Origin of the sequence: Streptomyces anulatus (genome assembly GCF_000721175.1) — a bacterium.
Taxonomy (GTDB): Bacteria; Actinomycetota; Actinomycetes; order Streptomycetales; family Streptomycetaceae; genus Streptomyces; species Streptomyces anulatus_C.
This window is the reverse complement of sequence record NZ_JOEZ01000014.1, coordinates 83,173-100,324: the sequence shown is the minus strand read 5'-3', so window position 1 is coordinate 100,324 and position 17,152 is coordinate 83,173. Positions and strand designations below refer to the sequence as shown.

24 protein-coding genes are annotated in these 17,152 nt (G+C 70.8%); 6 read left to right on the top strand and 18 right to left on the bottom strand.

The window, feature by feature from the left end:
- Positions 1 to 49 precede the first annotated feature (49 nt).
- A complete protein-coding gene (serC, locus tag IG90_RS0117075) occupies positions 50 to 1,168 on the top strand; it encodes a phosphoserine transaminase (RefSeq protein WP_030584602.1) in 1,119 nt (372 codons plus the stop codon).
- Between the two features lie 162 nt (positions 1,169 to 1,330).
- Positions 1,331 to 1,942: a Uma2 family endonuclease gene (locus IG90_RS0117070; protein ID WP_030584599.1), complete on the top strand. Its 612-nt coding sequence runs from the start codon at positions 1,331 to 1,333 to the stop codon at positions 1,940 to 1,942.
- 10 nt (positions 1,943 to 1,952) lie between these two features.
- On the opposite strand, the gene IG90_RS0117065 is transcribed toward IG90_RS0117070, so the two are convergent.
- The 14 genes from IG90_RS0117065 to IG90_RS0117000 all read right to left on the bottom strand — a co-directional run bounded on the left by IG90_RS0117065 (position 1,953) and on the right by IG90_RS0117000 (position 10,651).
- Positions 1,953 to 2,366: a DUF4259 domain-containing protein gene (locus IG90_RS0117065; protein ID WP_030584596.1), complete on the bottom strand. Its 414-nt coding sequence runs from the start codon at positions 2,364 to 2,366 to the stop codon at positions 1,953 to 1,955.
- Positions 2,367 to 2,447: 81 nt separating this feature from the next.
- Entirely contained in the window at positions 2,448 to 2,921 is a 474-nt protein-coding gene (locus IG90_RS0117060; RefSeq protein ID WP_030584593.1) for an Asp23/Gls24 family envelope stress response protein, read from the bottom strand.
- Between the two features lie 112 nt (positions 2,922 to 3,033).
- Entirely contained in the window at positions 3,034 to 3,330 is a 297-nt protein-coding gene (locus tag IG90_RS0117055; RefSeq protein ID WP_030584590.1) for a gas vesicle protein K, read from the bottom strand.
- Entirely contained in the window at positions 3,327 to 3,560 is a 234-nt protein-coding gene (locus IG90_RS0117050; protein ID WP_030584587.1) for a gas vesicle protein, read from the bottom strand. Before IG90_RS0117050 ends, IG90_RS0117055 begins: the two co-directional genes overlap by 4 nt.
- A 2-nt stretch (positions 3,561 to 3,562) precedes the next feature.
- Entirely contained in the window at positions 3,563 to 4,384 is an 822-nt protein-coding gene (locus IG90_RS0117045) for a GvpL/GvpF family gas vesicle protein (RefSeq protein WP_030584584.1), read from the bottom strand.
- The gene (locus tag IG90_RS0117040; RefSeq protein ID WP_030584581.1) at positions 4,381 to 4,773 is read right to left on the bottom strand and encodes a gas vesicle protein; all 393 of its coding nucleotides are present in this window, start codon (positions 4,771 to 4,773) and stop codon (positions 4,381 to 4,383) included. The genes IG90_RS0117045 and IG90_RS0117040 overlap by 4 nt, the downstream gene beginning before the upstream one ends.
- A complete protein-coding gene (locus tag IG90_RS0117035; RefSeq protein ID WP_030584578.1) occupies positions 4,770 to 5,909 on the bottom strand; it encodes an SRPBCC family protein in 1,140 nt (379 codons plus the stop codon). Before IG90_RS0117035 ends, IG90_RS0117040 begins: the two co-directional genes overlap by 4 nt.
- 6 nt (positions 5,910 to 5,915) lie before the next feature.
- Positions 5,916 to 6,893, bottom strand: coding sequence for a hypothetical protein (locus IG90_RS44325; RefSeq protein WP_030584575.1), 978 nt, complete (start codon positions 6,891 to 6,893; stop codon positions 5,916 to 5,918).
- Positions 6,886 to 7,152, bottom strand: a complete 267-nt coding sequence (locus IG90_RS0117025) for a gas vesicle protein GvpG (protein WP_030584572.1) — start codon at positions 7,150 to 7,152, stop codon at positions 6,886 to 6,888. The genes IG90_RS44325 and IG90_RS0117025 overlap by 8 nt, the downstream gene beginning before the upstream one ends.
- A gap of 2 nt (positions 7,153 to 7,154) precedes the next feature.
- Positions 7,155 to 7,940, bottom strand: a complete 786-nt coding sequence (locus IG90_RS0117020; RefSeq protein WP_030584569.1) for a GvpL/GvpF family gas vesicle protein — start codon at positions 7,938 to 7,940, stop codon at positions 7,155 to 7,157.
- A gap of 1 nt (position 7,941) precedes the next feature.
- Complete coding sequence (gene gvpJ / locus IG90_RS0117015; protein ID WP_030584566.1) at positions 7,942 to 8,424, bottom strand: gas vesicle protein GvpJ; 483 nt, start codon at positions 8,422 to 8,424, stop codon at positions 7,942 to 7,944.
- 33 nt (positions 8,425 to 8,457) lie between these two features.
- Positions 8,458 to 8,781 carry a gas vesicle protein GvpO gene (locus IG90_RS0117010; protein WP_030584563.1) on the bottom strand — a complete coding sequence of 108 codons (324 nt, stop codon included), beginning with the start codon at positions 8,779 to 8,781 and terminating at the stop codon, positions 8,458 to 8,460.
- Between the two features lie 193 nt (positions 8,782 to 8,974).
- Complete coding sequence (locus IG90_RS0117005) at positions 8,975 to 9,661, bottom strand: class I SAM-dependent methyltransferase (RefSeq protein ID WP_030584548.1); 687 nt, start codon at positions 9,659 to 9,661, stop codon at positions 8,975 to 8,977.
- A gap of 24 nt (positions 9,662 to 9,685) precedes the next feature.
- The gene (locus tag IG90_RS0117000) at positions 9,686 to 10,651 is read right to left on the bottom strand and encodes a helix-turn-helix transcriptional regulator (protein ID WP_030584545.1); all 966 of its coding nucleotides are present in this window, start codon (positions 10,649 to 10,651) and stop codon (positions 9,686 to 9,688) included.
- A 91-nt stretch (positions 10,652 to 10,742) separates the two neighbouring features.
- Between IG90_RS0117000 and IG90_RS0116995 the strand changes: the two genes are divergently transcribed.
- Positions 10,743 to 11,108 carry a VOC family protein gene (locus tag IG90_RS0116995; protein ID WP_030584541.1) on the top strand — a complete coding sequence of 122 codons (366 nt, stop codon included), beginning with the start codon at positions 10,743 to 10,745 and terminating at the stop codon, positions 11,106 to 11,108.
- Positions 11,109 to 11,392: 284 nt separating this feature from the next.
- Here the strand turns inward: IG90_RS0116995 and IG90_RS0116990 are convergent, their stop codons facing one another.
- Genes IG90_RS0116990 through IG90_RS0116980 form a run of 3 tightly spaced genes read right to left on the bottom strand, consistent with a single transcriptional unit; the run spans position 11,393 to position 13,843 of the window.
- Positions 11,393 to 11,914 carry a GNAT family N-acetyltransferase gene (locus tag IG90_RS0116990; RefSeq protein ID WP_030584540.1) on the bottom strand — a complete coding sequence of 174 codons (522 nt, stop codon included), beginning with the start codon at positions 11,912 to 11,914 and terminating at the stop codon, positions 11,393 to 11,395.
- Positions 11,915 to 11,966: 52 nt separating this feature from the next.
- Entirely contained in the window at positions 11,967 to 12,806 is an 840-nt protein-coding gene (locus IG90_RS0116985) for an ABC transporter permease (protein ID WP_030584539.1), read from the bottom strand.
- Positions 12,803 to 13,843 carry a daunorubicin resistance protein DrrA family ABC transporter ATP-binding protein gene (locus IG90_RS0116980; RefSeq protein WP_030584538.1) on the bottom strand — a complete coding sequence of 347 codons (1,041 nt, stop codon included), beginning with the start codon at positions 13,841 to 13,843 and terminating at the stop codon, positions 12,803 to 12,805. Before IG90_RS0116980 ends, IG90_RS0116985 begins: the two co-directional genes overlap by 4 nt.
- A 128-nt stretch (positions 13,844 to 13,971) precedes the next feature.
- On the opposite strand from IG90_RS0116980, the gene IG90_RS0116975 reads away from it, so the two are divergent.
- Both IG90_RS0116975 and IG90_RS0116970 read left to right on the top strand, forming a co-directional pair.
- Positions 13,972 to 14,787: a TetR/AcrR family transcriptional regulator gene (locus tag IG90_RS0116975; RefSeq protein WP_030584537.1), complete on the top strand. Its 816-nt coding sequence runs from the start codon at positions 13,972 to 13,974 to the stop codon at positions 14,785 to 14,787.
- 97 nt (positions 14,788 to 14,884) lie between these two features.
- Positions 14,885 to 15,286 (top strand): PPOX class F420-dependent oxidoreductase, encoded by a 402-nt coding sequence (locus IG90_RS0116970; RefSeq protein ID WP_030584536.1) that lies wholly within the window; start codon positions 14,885 to 14,887, stop codon positions 15,284 to 15,286.
- 25 nt (positions 15,287 to 15,311) lie between these two features.
- Here IG90_RS0116970 and IG90_RS0116965 read toward each other — a convergent pair whose 3' ends face one another.
- On the bottom strand, positions 15,312 to 16,358 hold the full coding sequence (locus IG90_RS0116965) for an SdiA-regulated/phytase-like domain-containing protein (protein WP_030584535.1): 1,047 nt from the start codon (positions 16,356 to 16,358) through the stop codon (positions 15,312 to 15,314).
- On the opposite strand from IG90_RS0116965, the gene IG90_RS0116960 reads away from it, so the two are divergent.
- On the top strand, positions 16,357 to 17,142 hold the full coding sequence (locus IG90_RS0116960) for a GDSL-type esterase/lipase family protein (RefSeq protein ID WP_209443557.1): 786 nt from the start codon (positions 16,357 to 16,359) through the stop codon (positions 17,140 to 17,142). The genes IG90_RS0116965 and IG90_RS0116960 overlap by 2 nt on opposite strands.
- Positions 17,143 to 17,152: the final 10 nt, after the last annotated feature.

Below are 17,152 nucleotides of genomic sequence, written 5' to 3'. Positions count from 1 at the left end.
GACGGACACGGTTGCTGAGCCGTGCCACCGAGGGACTACGCTCCGTCCCGTGGCCGACATCCAGATTCCCGCTGACATCAAGCCCGCAGACGGACGCTTCGGCGCCGGTCCTTCCAAGGTGCGGACGGAGGCGCTCGACGCGCTGGCCGCCACCGGCACCTCTCTCCTCGGTACGTCCCACCGCCAGGCCCCGGTCAAGAACCTGGTCGGCGAGGTACGGGACGGCGTGCGCAGTCTCTTGTCCCTCCCCGAGGGTTACGAGGTCATCCTGGGCAACGGCGGATCCACCGCCTTCTGGGACATCGCGACGCACGGTCTGATCGAGTCGAAGTCCCAGCACCTGAGCTTCGGCGAGTTCTCCTCGAAGTTCGCCAAGGCCGCGAAGCTCGCGCCCTGGCTGTCCGACCCCACCGTCATCGCCTCCGACCCGGGCACCCACCCGGACCCGGAGGCCGAGGCGGGCGTCGACGTCTACGCCTTCACCCACAACGAGACCTCCACCGGTGTCGCGGCCCCGGTCAAGCGCGTCGCGGGCGCCGACGAGGGCGCCCTCGTCCTGGTGGACGCCACCTCCGGTGCGGGCGGCCTGCCGGTCGGCATCACCGAGAGCGACGTCTACTACTTCGCCCCGCAGAAGTCCTTCGCCTCCGACGGCGGCCTGTGGATCGGCGTGTTCTCCCCGGCCGCCCTGGAGCGCGCCGCCCGGATCCACGCCTCGGGCCGGCACGTCCCGGAGTTCTTCTCGCTGCCGACGGCGATCGACAACTCGCTGAAGAACCAGACGTACAACACCCCGGCGCTGTCCACGCTCTTCCTGCTGAACGAGCAGCTGAAGTGGATGAACACCCAGGGTGGCCTGGACTTCACGACGGGCCGCACCGCCGCGTCCTCCGGCCACCTCTACGGCTGGGCCGACGAGTCCAAGTACGCGACCCCGTTCGTCACGGACCCGGCGAAGCGCTCGCAGGTCATCGGCACGATCGACTTCGCGGACGAGATCGACGCGGCGGCCGTCGCCAAGGTGCTGCGCGCCAACGGCATCGTGGACACCGAGCCGTACCGCAAGCTCGGCCGCAACCAGCTGCGCGTGGCGATGTTCCCGGCGATCGACCCGGCGGACGTGCAGGCGCTGACGGCGTGCATCGACTACGTGATCGAGAAGCTGTAGCTTCCCGGATCCCGACCGTACGGAGACGGCCCGGCACCCACGCGGTGTGCCGGGCCGTCTCTGCTTCGCTCGACCGGGTGGCATATGCCAGAAGCGCGGTACCGGGCTGTCCCGCCCTACGATGATGGCCTCGACACCAGCGCCCATGCCGGGAGGCCCGCAATGTCTGCAGCAGCAGTCGAGCACCCCTGTGACGATGAGCCGGAAACGCTGCTCGAAACGGCCAACCGTCTCATGGAGCAGCTTCCGGGGCATCGCGTCGAGATCATCGGAGGCGTCATCACCGTGGCACCACCCCCGGACGGCCCGCACGCCGACGCCCTGACCACACTCATGGTCCCCTTCCTCGCCGCCGGCCTGCACGGCGAGGAGTCGAGAGTCCTCCAGGCCGTCGGCCTCTGGCTACCCAGCGGCCCCCAGGACTTCGCGATCCCCGACCTGGCGATCGTCGACGCCGACTTCGACGAGCACGTGGCCGAGAACAACTCCTACGACCCCGCCTGCTTCCGGCTGGTCCTGGAGGTCACCTCCGGGAACTACCAGAACGACCTCCGCAACAAGGTCACCGCCTACGCCCAGGCCAAGATCCCGGTGTACGTGATCGTCGACCGCAAGCACGGCCGCGTCCACGTCCTGACCGATCCGCTGCCCGGCGGCTACGACCGCCACGAGGTCTACGCCCCCGGTCAGGAGGCCCCCCTGCCCGCCTCGATCGGCGCCGAAGTCTCCCTGGACGTCGAGGAGATCGTGCGCGCGGGCAGCCCGAAGCGCTGAGGACGCGACGCTACTCCCCCGACGCCGCCACCAGCACCGTGCGCAGGGCCGCTATACCCGCCAGCCACTCCTGGTCCGCACCGGCCTCCGCCCACAGGTCCAGCGGCTCGGCGTTCTTCGCGGTGAGGCGGTCCAGGGCGCGGACGGCCAGCGGGCGCAGGTCGGCGGGGAGCGGCGGCAGGGGCTCCTTCGGGCCGTACGCGGTGGTGACGGGCTCACCGCCGGGGCACTGGGCGGCGACCAATGCGGCTGCGGCCACCGCCTCCTCGCCGCCGTCCACGTAGTCCTCCGGCCCGGTGTCCGCGACGGCGGTCAGGACGTCCCGGAGCACGTCCGCCTTCTTCCCCGGCTCCGCGTCGTCGACCCGTCCGCCGAAGTCGGCCGCGGTGTCGTTGTCGAAGTGGCCGATGTCCCAGGCGCCCATGGGGTCCCCCTCAGTCTCCGCGGTGTTCCGCGTTGGTCTCCCCATCCTCACAGCCACCACTGACAACCGGCCCTGTCGGGCTCACAGCACGCGGGAACGCCCTGTTCCGGAACCGCCGCCGTCCGAGCCGTCCTCTTCCTCGTCGTCCTCGTCCGGGACGTGCACGTCGAAGACGTTGATGTTGATCTCGACGACCTCCAGTCCGGTCATCGTCTCCACGGCCTCGACGACGTTCGTACGGATCCGGTCGGCCAGCTCACGGATCGGAACGCCGTACTCCACCTCGACGTCGACGTCGATCGCCGTCTGCTTCTCGCCCACCTCGACCTTCACGGTCCGTCCGCTGCCCGAGGACCCGGGCATCCTGCCCGTCACGGCGCCCAGCGCCTTCGACGCGCCCTTGCCCACCGAATGAACGCCGCCGGTCTCGCGGATGGCGATGGCCGCGATGGTGGCCACGACACCGTCGGCAATGGTGGTCCTGCCGCGCACGCCGCTCTTCTGACTCCCGCCGCTCGTCGCCGGGCTTCCGTTCCGAGGTTCGATGTCGACCATGTCCGCCTCACAGAGAGTGGTTGGTTGCCACGGGTGCTCCTCCCAACCCGTGCGGGCCCCCTCATCCACTCTCCGCCCCCTCGCGGCCATCTGCCATTCGGGGTACCGGGCCTCAGTCGCGGGGCAGCAGCGTCCCCAGCGGTCCGAGGTCCAGATTGAGATCCTCGGGCCGCACACCGTGCTGGTCGCAGAGCTCCTTCATCCGCTGGTCGAGCAGCATGAGCGTGGTCCCGATCTCCTCGACCTGCTCGTCGCTGAGGTCACCCTGCTCGACCCGGCGGATGGCCTGACGCTCCATCAACTGCCTTAGCAGCTCCACCACGGTGAGGACCAGGGCCACCAGGTCCCGCCCCATCTGCTCGGAGTCCAGATCGACCCGTGTACCCGGGGTGGGAACCGATCCCGTCACAACGGCCCCCCGTCGGCCCAGGGCGCCGGAACCCGCTCGCTGACCGACGACAGCAGCGCGTGCAGCGACACCCGCACCAGAGGCACGTCGGCGATGGCGATCACCAGGTCCCCGCTGACGACGACACCGGTCGCCAGAACACGGTCCAGCAGGTCCACCAGCGGCACCCCGATGGGCCCGCTCAAGGGCTCCGCGCTGTCCCAGGGCACCACCGCGCGATCCGCCGCCACGGCTACACCTCCCCGACGAAGGAGTACGGCACCCAGGGGCCGGTCAGCTCGATCCGCGCGCCGGTCCGCTCGCCCAATCTCCTCACCAGCACGTCCAGTTCTTCCGACCGGTGCTCGGCCACGAGGTACGTCGCGTTGAGCACGTGCACCCGGCCGTCACCTCCCGGTACGGCTCCGTGCGTACGGAGGCGGCGCGACGCGGCAGCCAGCTCACGGAGTTCGGCGTCCACGGATTCCGCGACGGACAGGGCCCGTTCGCGGCGCCGCTCGCGGCGCTCCTGGACCCCGCGTCTGCGGTTCAGGTAGGCGAGCCCGGCGCCGGCGGCGGGAGCCTCGCGCCCGCCACCTCCGGCGGTGACGGGTTCCCTTTCCTCGGGGACGGTCGCGGGCTCGTACACCTTCACACCCCACTCGGCGTGGTGCGCGATGCGCTTCAGCACCCTGTGGAAGCGGTGCGCCTCCTCATCGAGAGCGCGACGGGCCCGGTCGTCGTCGTGGTAGAGCGTGGCGAGAGGCAGCGGTACGGCGGGCCCGTGAGCGGCCGCGGCGGACACGACCTCGTGGTGGGCCCGCGCGTACCGCTCGATCTCACGCGGGACGGAGAGTCGCGACTGCCAGACCTCGTCCGTGAAGTCGGCGGCCGGGACGGTCTGGACCACAGCGGTCAGCGGCCCGGAGGGCAGCAGCCGGACGGCCGCACCGCCGGGCATGCCGACCAGGCCGCTGACATCGGCCGTGCGCGTGGCACGGGTGCCCCGACAGACGGCGAACACGTACGTGACACCGGTGTCAGGAGCCTGGTCCCGGTGGGCGCGATGCGTCATCTCTGCCCGGTCTCCTTCCTGTCGTTCCTGTCGTTTCTCTCGGCGCTTCGGTCCGGGCCCGGGTCGCGGTCCTCGTCCGTCGCCGGTTCGAGGGCCTGGAGGCGATCCCGCAGTCGGCGGTTCTCGTCCTCCAGGGCGTTGCGCGAGGCTCGGGAGCTGAGGGCCGGATCGGTCTCCCACCAGTCGATGCCCGCCTTCTTCGCGGTGTCGACGGATGCCACGAAGAGGCGGAGCCGGATGGTGAGGAGTTCGATGTCGAGGAGGTCGATCTTGATGTCCCCGGCGATGACGATGCCCTTGTCCAGGACGCGTTCGAGGATGTCGGCCAGGTTGGTGGTCTGGGGGCCGTTGGCCGGCGGCCCTCCCTGGCGGAAGTCGAGGTCGGTCACCGCGAGGCCTCCGACCGACGCCTGCGGCTCGCGCGCTTCGGAGCGGGCGGCTCCTCCGGCTCCTCGTCTTCCTCGTCGTCCTCGTCTTCCTCGTCTTCCTCCTCGTCCTCGTCTTCCTCCGGCTCTTCTTCCTCGTCCTCCTCCGGCTCCTCTTCCTCGTCCTCCTCCAGCTCTTCTCCCTCGTCCTCCTCCGGCTCCTCTTCCTCGTCGTCGTAGTCCTCTTCTTCGCCTTCCTCGTCTTCCTCCTCGGGCTCCTCTTCGCCGTTCTCCTGGTCCTCGTCCTCCCCGTCCTCGGCCTCTTCCTCCTCCTCGCGCTCGACGGCCTCCTCGTGGCTGACCACGACCTCGCCGTCGCGGATCTCGCCGCGCCATCCCTCGGGCTCTTCTTCGGTGAGGGACACGTGCCGCTGGAAGTGCTTGAAGTCCAGCCGTACGCGGCGGCCCTGGGCGCGCCAGAGGTTGCCCGTCTTCTCGAAGAACCCGGACGGGTAGTACTCCATCACCAGCACGATCCGGGTCAGGTTCGAGGCCAGCTCGTGGAAGCTGATAGCTCCGCGCGTGCTGCCTTTGGCGCCTTCGGAGGTCCAGACGATCCGGTCGTCCGGCACCTGTTCCTGCACCGTGGCCTTGAAGCTGCGGGAGGAGGGGCCGACCTTGACCTTCCAGTCACTCTCTTCGTCCTCGCCCTTGGAGACGCTCTGGACGCCCTTCATGAAGCCGCTGAACTCGTCGTACTGCGTCCAGGCGTCGTAGGCGGTACGCAGCGGCACGCCGACGTCGATCACCTCGATGATGTTCATGAACTTGCCGCCGCCGGCCTTGCGCTTGCCCTTGCCACCACCGCCGCCGAACGCGCTCTTCGCCTTGTCCATCACCGCGTCCTTGGCCCCCTTGGCCTTCTCCGAGACGAACGCCTTCACCGGGGATTCGCCCTGGAGCACACGAGAACCGATGGCGGGCAGCGAGCCGCTCTCGGCAGAGTCGGTCAACTGGCCTGTGAGGTCCTTGAGTTTGTCGCCCGCCTTCTCGGCGAGCGTCTGGACCTGAGCGCTGGCGAATTTCGACAGTTCTTCTTTGATGCGGTCGACACCCGACTCCGCCGGAGCCTCGGATTCGTCCTTGTCCGTCTTTGCCATGGCTGACTACCTCCGGCGGTCGGCGCGCTTGGATGCTGACTGCTTCGACGTCGCTGTCTTCTTCGCGGCAGACTTCTTGGCGGCAGACTTCTTGGGCGGGGCGGACTTCTTCGCTGCCGACTTCTTCGCTGCCGACTTCTTGGCCGGGGCGGACTTCTTCGCTGCCGACTTCTTCGCTGCCGACTTCTTGGCCGGGGCGGACTTCTTCGCAGGAGCGGCCTTCTTGGCCGGGGCCTTCTTCGCGGGAGCGGACTTCTTCGCGGGAGCGGACTTCTTCGCCGGGGCCTTCTTGGCCGGAGCGGCCTTATTCTCGGCCCGCTTCCTGGCGGGGGCCGCCTTCCTGGCGCGGGACTTCCTCGCCTTGGACGGTTGCGGCGGGGCCTCCTCCTCTTCTTCCTCAGGCTCTTCCTCGTCCTCCTCAGGCTCCTCCTCGTCCTCCTCAGGCTCCTCCTCAGGCTCCTCCTCGTCCTCCTCAGGCTCCTCCTCGTCCTCCTCAGGCTCCTCCTCAGGCTCCTCCTCGTCCTCGTACTCCTCTTCCTCTTCCTCGCCTTCCGGTTCTTCCTCTTCCTCTTCCTCGCCTTCCGGCTCTTCCTCTTCCTCTTCCTCGCCTTCCGGCTCTTCCTCGCCCTCTTCCTCGCCCTCGCCCTCTTCGTCCGCCTCGTCGTCCGGTGCCGCCGTGAGCCGGGCCGTCCGGTCGCCGATGGCGTCCGCCAGGGAGGCAAGGGAGCGGTTGGCTGCGGCCGTCACCGCTTGGCGCCCCGCTTCGAGGACCTCGCCCCGCAACTGTTCCTGCAACTCGGCGACTTGCGGTACCTCACCGAGCCTGCGCATCCCTTCGGCCGCCAGCTGGCGGGGTTCGAGTCCGAACCGGCGCCCCGCCACATAGGTCGCGACGCTCAGCGCCAGCCGGCCCTTCTTCGTCCGGCCCAGCACGTATCCACCCACTACGGCGGCTGCGAGCGCCACCTTTGCCTGGTCATCCATGTCTGTCACCTTCTGTCGTCGGTGTCCGGCAGGTCTGCACGGCGTACAGCCGGTCGAGCAGCCTCTCCTCCTGCGCCTCGAACTCATCCAGCCCGATGTGCCCCTCGTCGAGCTCCTGGTTGAGTGCCGCCAGCTGCGCGCGGATCACCCCGGGGTCGTAGAGTTCGCGCTCGGCGGCGTCCTGCAACCGCTCCGCGACCCACACCACGCCCCGGGCGGGCGCGAGGGGGAGCAGCAGCGCTCCTGAGATCAACCCCATCGTCAGCCTCCGCCGACCGGTGCGCGCGGGCTCTCGTTGGCGGCGCCGACGAAGCTGTAGCAGGGCAGCGGGCCCGCGACGCGGAGCTCGACGTGGTCGCGGTGGGCCGCCGCGAAACGCTCGGCGGTCGCACGGAACCGGTCGCTGTCGGCCTGCGCCACGAGGAAGGACACGTTGAGCGCGCAGCCGGGAACCTCGGGGCCCCCGGCCGTCGCCCGGGCCATCGGGGCCAGATCGCGCAGCACCCGCCGTCCCGCCTCGCCCGCCCGGCGCGCCAGGGCGGACGCGACGGCTTCACCCAGGCGCACATTGGCCTCGTACCCGGGCCGCCTGCGGGTTTCGTCGCGCAGCCGCCGTACGGTTGCGTCCCCCGCCACCAGTGCGGCCAGGGAGTCGGGGGCCGGCAAGGCCTTGACGTTCATCTCGATGTGCCCGGCGACCCGGTCCAGGGCGGCGAGGTGGCCCGGCTCCGCCGCGGCCAGCTGGGCGCGCAGCGCGTCCTCGTCCGGTGCGACCATGCCGAAACGCATCGGCAGCACGGGCCCGCTCCCCGCCAGGCGCGTCAGGAGCTCCTGGTGGGCCAGCAGATCGCGCCGCCGGGCCCGCAACTGTGCGGGGGCGGCGCTGACGACCGCGGCCGCCGGGCCCACGGCGACCGTCCGCAGCGGGGCGGGCGGGCTGCCGACGCCCCCGGACTTCCGGGGCAGCGGCGTTCCGGCCCGGACGACCGCGTACACGTACAGCCCCGGTCCGTCGGCCGTGCCCGTGTCCGGGCCGTCCGCGCGCACCTCAGGCCTCAGCCTTGCGGCGACGGCTCGTGCCACCGCTGCCACTGCTGCGGGCGGGGGCGCGGCGCTTCTTCGGGCGCGCCGGCCGTTCCTCCGCCTCTTCCTCCTCGTACTCGTCGTCGTCGGACCCGCCGGCCCCGACCGCCTTGCGTACGGTGTCGCCGACCGATTCCACCGTCTTGCGCACCTTCCGCTTGCCCATGGACCGGGCGGCGGAGCCGCCGAGCAGCTCGGGGACGGTGGTGCTGCCGGAGTCACGTTCGAGGTCAAGACGGTTGCACGCCTCGGCGAAGCGCAGGTAGGTGTCGACGCTCGCCACGACGATGCGCGCGTCGATCTTGAGGATCTCGATGCCGACCAGGGAGACACGGACGAACACGTCGATCACCATGCCCCGGTCGAGAATGAGCTCCAGCACGTCGTAGAGCGTGCCGGCGCGGGGCGGGCATGGAGCGGCGCCGTCGACGTAGGTCGTGGTCGTCATGGGGGGTCCTTCCAGCTGTCGGACGAAGTCGGGTCACTCGTCGGCGGCACCGCGCCGGTAGCGGCGGACCCGCGTGTACTCCACGAGTTCGCAGGACCCGTCGAGCCGCACCTCGTACGAGGCGAGGAGACTGGTCGTGTCCGGGATGCGCGGCACTTCGAGGACGTCCACGACGACGCACCAGCCGTCGTCGTCGGAGCGTCGGATCGCGGAGACGCCCTCGGCCGGGTGACTGATCAGCGCTACCAGGCTCTGACAGGCGGCGCGGGCTGCGTGCTCGGGCCCCTTCCTGGCCGGGGACTTCTTCCGGGTCCCCGGGGAGGAGCGTTCGGCGGGCGCTGAACGTTGGTCTGCCATAGTGACCAGTCTGGTCACTATGGGGCGTTCCGCATCCTGGGTGAGCCGGTGGTGCGACACCCCGCCCGGGCCGGACAGCGGGCAGGGCCGGGCGGGACAAGCGGCGGGCGGGACAGGCGTCGGGCGGGACCGGCGGCGGGCGGGATCGGGCGACAGCCGGGGTCAGCCCGAGATGGGACGACAGCCGGGGCGGTCAGACCGCGGACGGCCTCCGCGCGAGGACGAACCCCTGTGGCGCCCGCTCCGGGAACGGCCCGTCCGTCTCCCGCTCCCGCCACACCACGGACCGGACGTCCAGGCCCGCCTCCCGCAGCAGCCCGGCGATCTTCTCCGGCTGCCGTCGGTGGAAGTCGAGCGAGATCTCCATGCCCCACGCCTCCGTCAGCCGCTGCGCCTCGTCCCCGACCTGGAAGCCCAGCTGCACGTGGGCCCCCGGGGCCAGTACGCGGTGGAACTCCGCGAAGGCACGCGGCAGTTCCTCGTCCGGGACGTGGATCGTCGAGTACCAGGCGAGCAGGCCGCCCAACGAGGCGTCCGGGAGCCCGAGGCCGAGCATGGACCCCTCCTCGAAGCGCAGACCCGGGTGTTCCTCCCGCGCCACGGCGACCATCTGCAGGGCGAGGTCGATCCCGAACACGTCGAGCCCCAGGCCCAGTTCGTGCAGATGTGCGGTCACCCGGCCCGTTCCACAGCCGACATCGGCCACCGGGAGGCCGCCGCCGCCCGCCGCCGCCAGTTCCGCGAACGTGCTCAACAGGGCACGCTCCAGCGGCTTGGCCGCCAACTCACCGCGGACGAACTCGACGTAGGCGGGGGCCATGGCGTCGTACGAGGCCCGGGTGGTGTTCAGGAAGTCGGGCGACGGGTCGGGAGTGGTCATTGCCACCACCCTAGGCGGCGCGGGTCAGGACGTCGGTGACGGCGCATAGTGGTGGGCGAGATCGGTGGCGAGGTCGCGGAGGTGAGCCCTGGCTTCGGCGGGGCCGTGCACAGTGACGGCGTTCCCGAACGGCAGTAGTGCTCGCACGTCCTCCAGATGCAGGAAGCGGATCGTCACCTTGTGGCCGGTGGCGGATTCTTCATGGTCGTCCCGGACGAGTCGTAGGCCGAAGATCCGTTGCGCTCGCTCGATCTGGGTCCGGTCGATGGTGGCGCTGACCTCTGTCGCGTGGTTGTGTTCCCACCGATCGATGAGCGCGGCAGCGACGGTGGCCAGGGTCTGGCTCTCGCGGATCCGTCGTGGCTGGTCGACTTCCTTCCACGTCGTGATCCGTTCGAGTCGGTACATCCGTGGCACCCGGGCACAGTCGGCGATGAGGTACCAGATGCCGGCCTTGGCGAACAGCCCGTAGGGATCCACGACCAGGTCGCGTGGGCACGACTCGCGTGGGCTGCCGTACTCGATCCGTAGCCGGCGGCCTCGCCGCACCGCGCCGATCAGCAAGGCCGGAGTCGCACCGGAAGCCAGTGCCTGACGCCAGGGACGGCTGTCCACGTGCACTACGTCGGTGAGCGGCAGGAGCTCATGAACTCGACGTGGCTGTGCAGCGACGATCTTGGAGAGCGCGCGGCGGCTTTCGGCCGATGCGTCGAGTTCCGCACGTTGCTTCTCATCCAGCCCGGTGAGCGACAGATGATCACGCTCGCCCGGTGTGAGTCGCGTGAGGTCGAGCCCGGACCCGGGCAGCATGGTCACGCCTCCGAGGCGGCCCCGGTGCGCGGTCACCGGCAGACCGGCGTCGCGGAGCCAGTTCAGGTCTCGGGTGATGGTTCGAAGGGACACCCCGAGCGCTGAGGCAAGTTCCTGTGTGGTCACGGCATCCCTCGATTCGAGGAGCATCATCAGGGCGAAGAAGCGATCTGGGGTCACCCACCAATTTTTTCAGGAATTGCGACACGATGCGGCGCATATCCCGGTCATGCTGGCGGATGCACACCTACGACCTGTGAGAAGGAAAACCATGAGCACATCCGTCGTGTCCATCGTCTACGTGAACGACGCTTCCGCCGCAGCTCGTTTCTACGGCGACCTCCTCGGCATGAGCCCCTCGTTCGAGACTCCGGGATACATCGCCTTCGACCTCGGGCCGGGCGCTGACCTCGCTCTGTGGTCCGGCCAGTTCGAGGATCTGTCACCGGACGTCCCGCGCACCGGTGAGGTCTGCCTGGCCATCGACGGTGGCCCCGACGAGCTCAACGCAATCTTTGATCAGTGGAAGTCCAAGGGGATCACGATCCTGCGCGAGCCTCATGATGCGGGGTTCGGGCTGACCTTCCTCGCAGCCGATCCTGACGGGAACCGTATCCGCGTCGCACCGCAGGACTGAGGGACCGCAGTGCGGCAGGCGCGCACGAGAGGTGTCGCGCCTGCCGTCGTCCGACTTCGAGAGGACGACGAGCGCCCCACTCGAACGCGCCCCTGAGCGTCGAGGGCGCGTAGGACTTCTTCCCCGTTCCGTTGCTCAGACCTGACTCCGTCAAGGCCATGCCCGGCCGTTCAGTCGCTGACCTTGCTGCGCGACTGGTACAGCAGGTCCTGGTATGCCGCACCGGGCATCGCGAACCCGGCACGATCGGCTGGACATCTCGTAGGCCTCACGTTTCTGGCGCCTTACGGCATCGGGGGGAACGTCGCGCTCGCGGCCCATCGCCTCTCGCCGTCCTCCCACTCCCCGGTCGGCCGGAGGCCCGCCGCCGCGGCCACCGCCTCGGACGCGGCGTGGTCGGGGTGGACGTGGGCGACGAGCTCCCGGACGCCTCCGGCTGCGACCAGGTGCGCCGCGAGGCCCTTCGCCGCCTCGCTCGCGTAGCCCCGGCCCTGCCACGGCGTCCCGACCACCCAGGCGATCTCCGCCCGGGGCCCCCGTACGGTCGCCTGGACGTATCCGGCGAGGCTCCCGTCCGCGCGGATCCGGAGCACCCAGTTCCACCACAGCTCTCCCGGGTCCGGCGAGCCGGTGCACTGGCGCTCGTACCGGGACCGCAGCGCGGCCGGGTCCGGCGGGCCGCCCCCGGTGAACACGTACAGCGCCGGGTCCGCGAGGACGGCCGCCATCTCCTCGGCGTACGCCGGATCGAGAGGGAGTGCGTCGAGGCGGGCGGTGGTGAAGGACAGGGGCGCGACGGTGGACACGGCCCGACCCTACGCGCCCCTTTCCGCCCCGTCCCCCGCCCTTCTCAGGCCCTCACCGGCTCAGACGCTGGAACCGCCGGACCGCCAGCGGCAGGAACACCAGCGTGATCACGAGCGGCCACACCACCGCCATCAGCAGGGCGTGCTCCTCCACCCAGGTACCGCCGCCCGCCACCGGGTTGCCGAACAGTTCGCGGGTGGCCGTCGCGGTCGAGGAGATCGGGTTCCAGGCCGCGACCGTGCCCAGCCAGCCGGGCATCAGGGACGGGGCCACGAAGGTGCTGGAGATCATCGTGACGGGGAAGGCCACCGCGTACAGCCCGCCCGCCGCCTCCGGGGTGGGGACCAGCATGCCGAGCCAGACGCCCACCCAGATCAGGCTGAACCGCAGCAGCAGGAGCAGCCCGAACGCCCCGAGGGCCGCTACCGCCCCGCCGTCCGCGCGCCAGCCGATCAGCAGCGCCGTGACGGCCAGGATGGTCAGCTCGGCGGCGGCCACCACCAGGTCGGCCGCCCCGCGCCCGGAGGCGAAGGCGGAGGGGGCCATCGGCATGGACCGGAAGCGGTCGACGACCCCCTTGGCAGCGTCGGTGACGACGGCCACGGCGGTGTTCATGAAGCCCATGGCCATGGTCATGGCGAACATGCCGGGCATAAGGAACTCCCGGTAGTCCCCGCCCCCGGGCACCTTCATCGCGCTGCCGAAGACGTATCCGTACAGCAGGACGGAGAGGATCGGGAAGCCGAGCTGCCAGACGACGGCGGAGGGGTGGCGCTGGTAGTGGGTGAGGGTGCGACGGGTGATGTTCCAGCAGTCGGAGACCGCCCAGTAGGTGAGGCCGTGTTCGCGGCCCCCGCCGGTCACCCCGGGCTTCTGTTCGAGCGTGGTCATGCCGCCGCCACCTCTCGTGCGTCGCGGTTCCCGGTGCCGTGGGCCGTGCCGTGTTCCGCGCCGTGTCCCGTCAGGCGCAGGAACACGTCGTCCAGGCTCGGCCGGCGCAGCCCGATGTCCTCGACCGCGATCCCGTCGTCCTGGAGGCTCCGGGCCACCTCGGTGAGCGCGGCCACCCGGTCGGCGACCTGGGCGTGCACCCGGCGGGCGGAGGCGTCGGTGACGACGAGCCCGCCGCCGGCCACCCGGTCGACGGTCCTCGCGACCGCCGCGAGGTCCTCCGTGTCGGCGGCGACGACCTCGATCCGGTCGCCGCCGACCCGGTTCTTCAGCGCGTCCGGGGTGTCGTCGGCGATGGCCCGCCCCCGGTCGATGACGGTGATGTGCGAGGCCAGCCTGTCCGCCTCGTCGAGGTACTGCGTGGTCAGCAGCACCGTCGTACCGCCTGCCACCAGGGCCCGGACCGCGTCCCAGACCTCGCCCCGGCCGCGCGGGTCGAGCCCGGTCGTCGGCTCGTCCAGGAAGAGCACGTCGGGGAAAAGGATCATCGAGGAGGCGAGGTCGAGCCGCCGCCGCATGCCGCCGCTGTACTCCTTGGCGCCCTTGTCGGCCGCCTCGACCAGGTCGAACCGTTCCAGCAGCTCCCCGGCGCGCTGCCGGGCCCGGCGGTTGCCGAGGTGGAAGAGCCGACCGAACATCTCCAGGTTCTGCCGCCCGGTGAGGCCCTCGTCGACGGCCGCGTACTGGCCGGTGAGCCCGATCCGGCTCCGTACCCGGCGGGGTTCGCGGGCCACGTCGAGCCCGGCGACCTCGGCCCGGCCCGCGTCGTACCGCAGGAGTGTGGCGAGGACCCGCACGGCGGTGGTCTTGCCCGCTCCGTTCGGGCCGAGCAGGCCGTGGACGGTGCCGGGGCGGACGGCGAGGTCGAATCCGTCGAGCGCCCGCTTCTCCGTCGCGCCCTTCCCCCGCCCCCGGTAGCGCTTCACGACCCCCTCGGCGAGCACCGCGTACCCGGACGCGGTTTTAGGCGTGCCCATGGCACAACCCCCTGTTCTCTGCGACTGCCCGGACGTTGACTGAGTACACCGTACCCCACACTGGGTACACCGTACTCTCATGCGGGTACGGTGTACCCAAGCCTGTTCCGGCGCACTACGCTGACCTCATGGCGAAAGACGGATCGACAGCGGCGACGGACGGCACGGCCACCGGGAGCGGCGACATCGCGCGCAGCCTGGAGCTCCTGTGGGGCACCGGGGAGCGCCCCAGCCGCGGCCCCAAACCGGGCCTGACGCTGGAACGGATCGTCACGGCCGCCATCGATGTCGCGGACGCGGAAGGGCTGGCCGCCCTCTCCATGCGCCGGCTCTCCACCGAGCTCGGCACGGGCACGATGTCGCTCTACCGGTACGTCCCCGGCAAGGCCGAACTTTTGGACCTGATGCTCGACCGGGTGCTGGGCGAGCCGCTGTCCGCCGAGCCCGAACACCCCGCCGCCTCCGCCCACGACGTACCCGACGACTGGCGGATGGCGGTCAGCACCATGGCCCGGACCTACCGGGACAACCTGCGCCGCCACCCCTGGCTGCTGAAGATCAACCAGGCCCGTACGGTGCTCGGCCCCAGCGCCCTGCGCGGTCTGGAGCTCTCCCTCACCGCGCTGCGGTCCATGGGGCTGCGCGACGCCGAGCTGATCGGCGTGATCATCACGGTCAACAGCTTCGTGGAGGGTCTCGCCCGTACCCAGGGGGACGCGGCGGAGGCGGTGGCGCAGACCGGGCTGAGCAACGAGGAGTTCTGGGACAGCCAGCGCCCCTACCTGGAGCGGGCCATGCTCAGCGGCGCGTACCCGATGATGGCGGGCATGTCGGAGGACACCTTCAGCGCCGACTTCGACCACTTCGAGTTCGGGCTGCAACGGCTGATCGCCGGCTTCGAGGCCCTGGTCGCGGAGCGGACGGCCGACCGAGCGGCAGGCTGAACGCCAGGCAGGGCGACGGCGCGGACAGCGGCGCGGACAGCGGCGCGGACAGCGGCGCGGAAATGACAGCGCCCCCGGCCCGTGCCCCAATGGATATATGGACGCCAGCCCGGAGCTCGCTCCTTTCGTGAAGCAGTACACCGTCCTGCTGAGCACCCACCGGCAGGACGGGACCCCCGTCGGCACACCGGTCAACATCGCCGTCGAGGGCGATCACGCGTTCATCCGCACGTTCTCCTCCGCCTGGAAGGTCGAGCGGATGCGCAACCACCCGCAGGTGGAGATCGCCCCCTGCACGGTCCGGGGCAGACCCACCGGACCGCAGATCAGGGCGTACGCACGGCTGCTGCGGCCGGGCACGAAGGAGAACACGCACGCGGCACGGATGATGTCGCGGAAGTACCCGGCCGTGCAGGGCGTGCTCGTCCCGCTGGTGCACCGGCTGAAGCGGGACAAGACGCTGCACTACGAGGTGTGGCCGGTGACGGAGGACACCTGAGCGCGGAGCGCCGGATCCCCTGCCCCTACCCCTGCCCGCGCCGCCGCTTCAGCGCGAGCCAGAGGGCCGCCGCCCCGACGAGGACGGCGGCCCCGAGGGCCACGTTGCCGTCACCGCCCCCGGCCTCGTCGCCGCCCTTCGCGGGAGCCCCGGACCCATCGCCGGACCCGGACCCGGACCCGGAATCCGCACCGGACCCCGAACCGCTCCCCGGCCCGCCCGCCACCTCCACCCGGACGACATCGCTGCGCGCCCCCTCCGAGCCGAACATCAGTGCCGAGCCGTCCGCCGTGTACGTCACGGACTCCGCCTGCCGCTGGAACGGGGCGCCGACCGACCGGTCCGCACCGAGGCGGCCCTTCTCGAAGGCGTACTCGCGGGCGCTGAAGTACGAGCGCAGCACCAGCCGGGTCCCGTCGGGTGAGAAGGCCCCGTCCGTCACCCACGGCACCTCGTCCACCCGCCGGAACACGTTCGCGGAGCCGGCGGTCAGCTTCGCGGGGCCCTCGTAGAGACCGCCGCCGTCCTCGTTCTTGGAGGCGATGTAGACGCGGCCGGTCTTCGGGTGGACCATCAGCGCCTCGGCGTTGCGGGCCCCGTCGGCGTACTTCACGTCGTACTGGACGGCCGTGACCGTGGCGTCGCGCAGCGTCTTCGGCTCGGGGAAGCGGTAGATCCAGACATGACTCCAGGTGCCGTCCAGGTTGTCCCCGATGTCACCGACGTAGATGTCGCCGTCCGGCCCGATGGAGATGCCCTCGACGTCCCGCGGCTCCCCCACCCCGCTCATGGTGATGGTCGCGAGGGTCTTCCCGGTACGGGAGTCGACGGCGAAGACGTAGGGGCCGTCGTCGCTGTCGTTGTGCGTCCAGTAGACGCCGGGGTGGGCGCGGCTGGCGGCCAGGCCGCTGGACTCGGTGATGCGGGGGTCCTCGATCGTGAAGTCACGGTCGGGCCGCCCGTCGTCGGCCACGGCCGGACCGGACCCGGCGAACATCGGCAGGGCGACGGCGAGGGCGGCGGCGAGTGTGGCGGCGGCGCGGCCTGCCGGGCCGGTCGGATACGAACGCATGGCCCAAGTGTCCATCGTCACGTCGCAGGCCGGAGCCGTGATCGGCCATGATGACGCCATGCGTTTCCTCTTCGTCGGCGATTCCATGACCATCGGCCGCGCCGGCGACTTCACCTGGCGCTACCGGATGTGGCAGCACCTGGAGGCGTTCCCCGGCCTCCCGTACGAGATCGTCGGCCCACGCTCGACGCTGTACGACACCGAGGCGAACGCCCCGCTCTCCCACACGTACGCCGACCCGTCCTTCCCGCCCGCCGCCCGCCGGCACCTGTCCGGCTGGGGCGAGGGCTATCTGCACATGGCCCCGGTGATCGCGGACACGGTGCGCGAGACGGAGGCGGACGTCCTGCTGGTGTCGCTCGGCCTGATAGACCTCGGGTTCTACACGGACGCCGAACAGACAGCGGCCAACGCCCGCGCGTTCGTCATGGCGGCGCGCACGGCGAACCCGCACGTCCGCATGGTGCTGCTCCCGGTGATACCGAACATCCGGGCCGAGACGGACGCCCCCTTCGCCGCCTCCTGCGCACACTTCAACGAACTCCTCGCCAAGGCCGTCGCTGGCCTCGACACCGCGTCCTCCCCGCTCCTGCTGGCCTCGCGCCCCACGGCGTACGACATCCACACGGACACGTACGACGGCACGCACCCCGGCCCGACCGGCGAACACCTCCTCGCCGCGGCCTTCGCCGACACGATGCACCAGGCGTGGGGGCTGGGCGGTCCGTACGCCGGGCGGCCGGTTCCGGCGGGCGGACCGGTCACCGCGGCGGCGTCGGGCTGACCAGCTCCGA

Excerpts from the sequence above, each read along its gene's own strand:
- IG90_RS0117070 (WP_030584599.1), top strand. The coding sequence starts at position 1,331 with ATGTCTGCAGCAGCAGTCGAGCACCCCTGTGACGATGAGCCGGAAACG.
- IG90_RS0117065 (WP_030584596.1), bottom strand. The coding sequence starts at position 2,366 with ATGGGCGCCTGGGACATCGGCCACTTCGACAACGACACCGCGGCCGAC.
- IG90_RS0117060 (WP_030584593.1), bottom strand. The coding sequence starts at position 2,921 with ATGGTCGACATCGAACCTCGGAACGGAAGCCCGGCGACGAGCGGCGGG.
- IG90_RS0117045 (WP_030584584.1), bottom strand. The coding sequence starts at position 4,384 with ATGACGCATCGCGCCCACCGGGACCAGGCTCCTGACACCGGTGTCACG.
- IG90_RS0117035 (WP_030584578.1), bottom strand. The coding sequence starts at position 5,909 with ATGGCAAAGACGGACAAGGACGAATCCGAGGCTCCGGCGGAGTCGGGT.
- IG90_RS44325 (WP_030584575.1), bottom strand. The coding sequence starts at position 6,893 with ATGGATGACCAGGCAAAGGTGGCGCTCGCAGCCGCCGTAGTGGGTGGA.
- IG90_RS0117025 (WP_030584572.1), bottom strand. The coding sequence starts at position 7,152 with ATGGGGTTGATCTCAGGAGCGCTGCTGCTCCCCCTCGCGCCCGCCCGG.
- gvpJ (WP_030584566.1), bottom strand. The coding sequence starts at position 8,424 with ATGACGACCACGACCTACGTCGACGGCGCCGCTCCATGCCCGCCCCGC.
- IG90_RS0117010 (WP_030584563.1), bottom strand. The coding sequence starts at position 8,781 with ATGGCAGACCAACGTTCAGCGCCCGCCGAACGCTCCTCCCCGGGGACC.
- IG90_RS0117005 (WP_030584548.1), bottom strand. The coding sequence starts at position 9,661 with ATGACCACTCCCGACCCGTCGCCCGACTTCCTGAACACCACCCGGGCC.
- IG90_RS0116995 (WP_030584541.1), top strand. The coding sequence starts at position 10,743 with ATGAGCACATCCGTCGTGTCCATCGTCTACGTGAACGACGCTTCCGCC.
- IG90_RS0116985 (WP_030584539.1), bottom strand. The coding sequence starts at position 12,806 with ATGACCACGCTCGAACAGAAGCCCGGGGTGACCGGCGGGGGCCGCGAA.
- IG90_RS0116980 (WP_030584538.1), bottom strand. The coding sequence starts at position 13,843 with ATGGGCACGCCTAAAACCGCGTCCGGGTACGCGGTGCTCGCCGAGGGG.
- IG90_RS0116975 (WP_030584537.1), top strand. The coding sequence starts at position 13,972 with ATGGCGAAAGACGGATCGACAGCGGCGACGGACGGCACGGCCACCGGG.
- IG90_RS0116970 (WP_030584536.1), top strand. The coding sequence starts at position 14,885 with ATGGACGCCAGCCCGGAGCTCGCTCCTTTCGTGAAGCAGTACACCGTC.
- IG90_RS0116960 (WP_209443557.1), top strand. The coding sequence starts at position 16,357 with ATGGCCCAAGTGTCCATCGTCACGTCGCAGGCCGGAGCCGTGATCGGC.
- IG90_RS0116965 (WP_030584535.1), bottom strand. The coding sequence starts at position 16,358 with ATGCGTTCGTATCCGACCGGCCCGGCAGGCCGCGCCGCCGCCACACTC.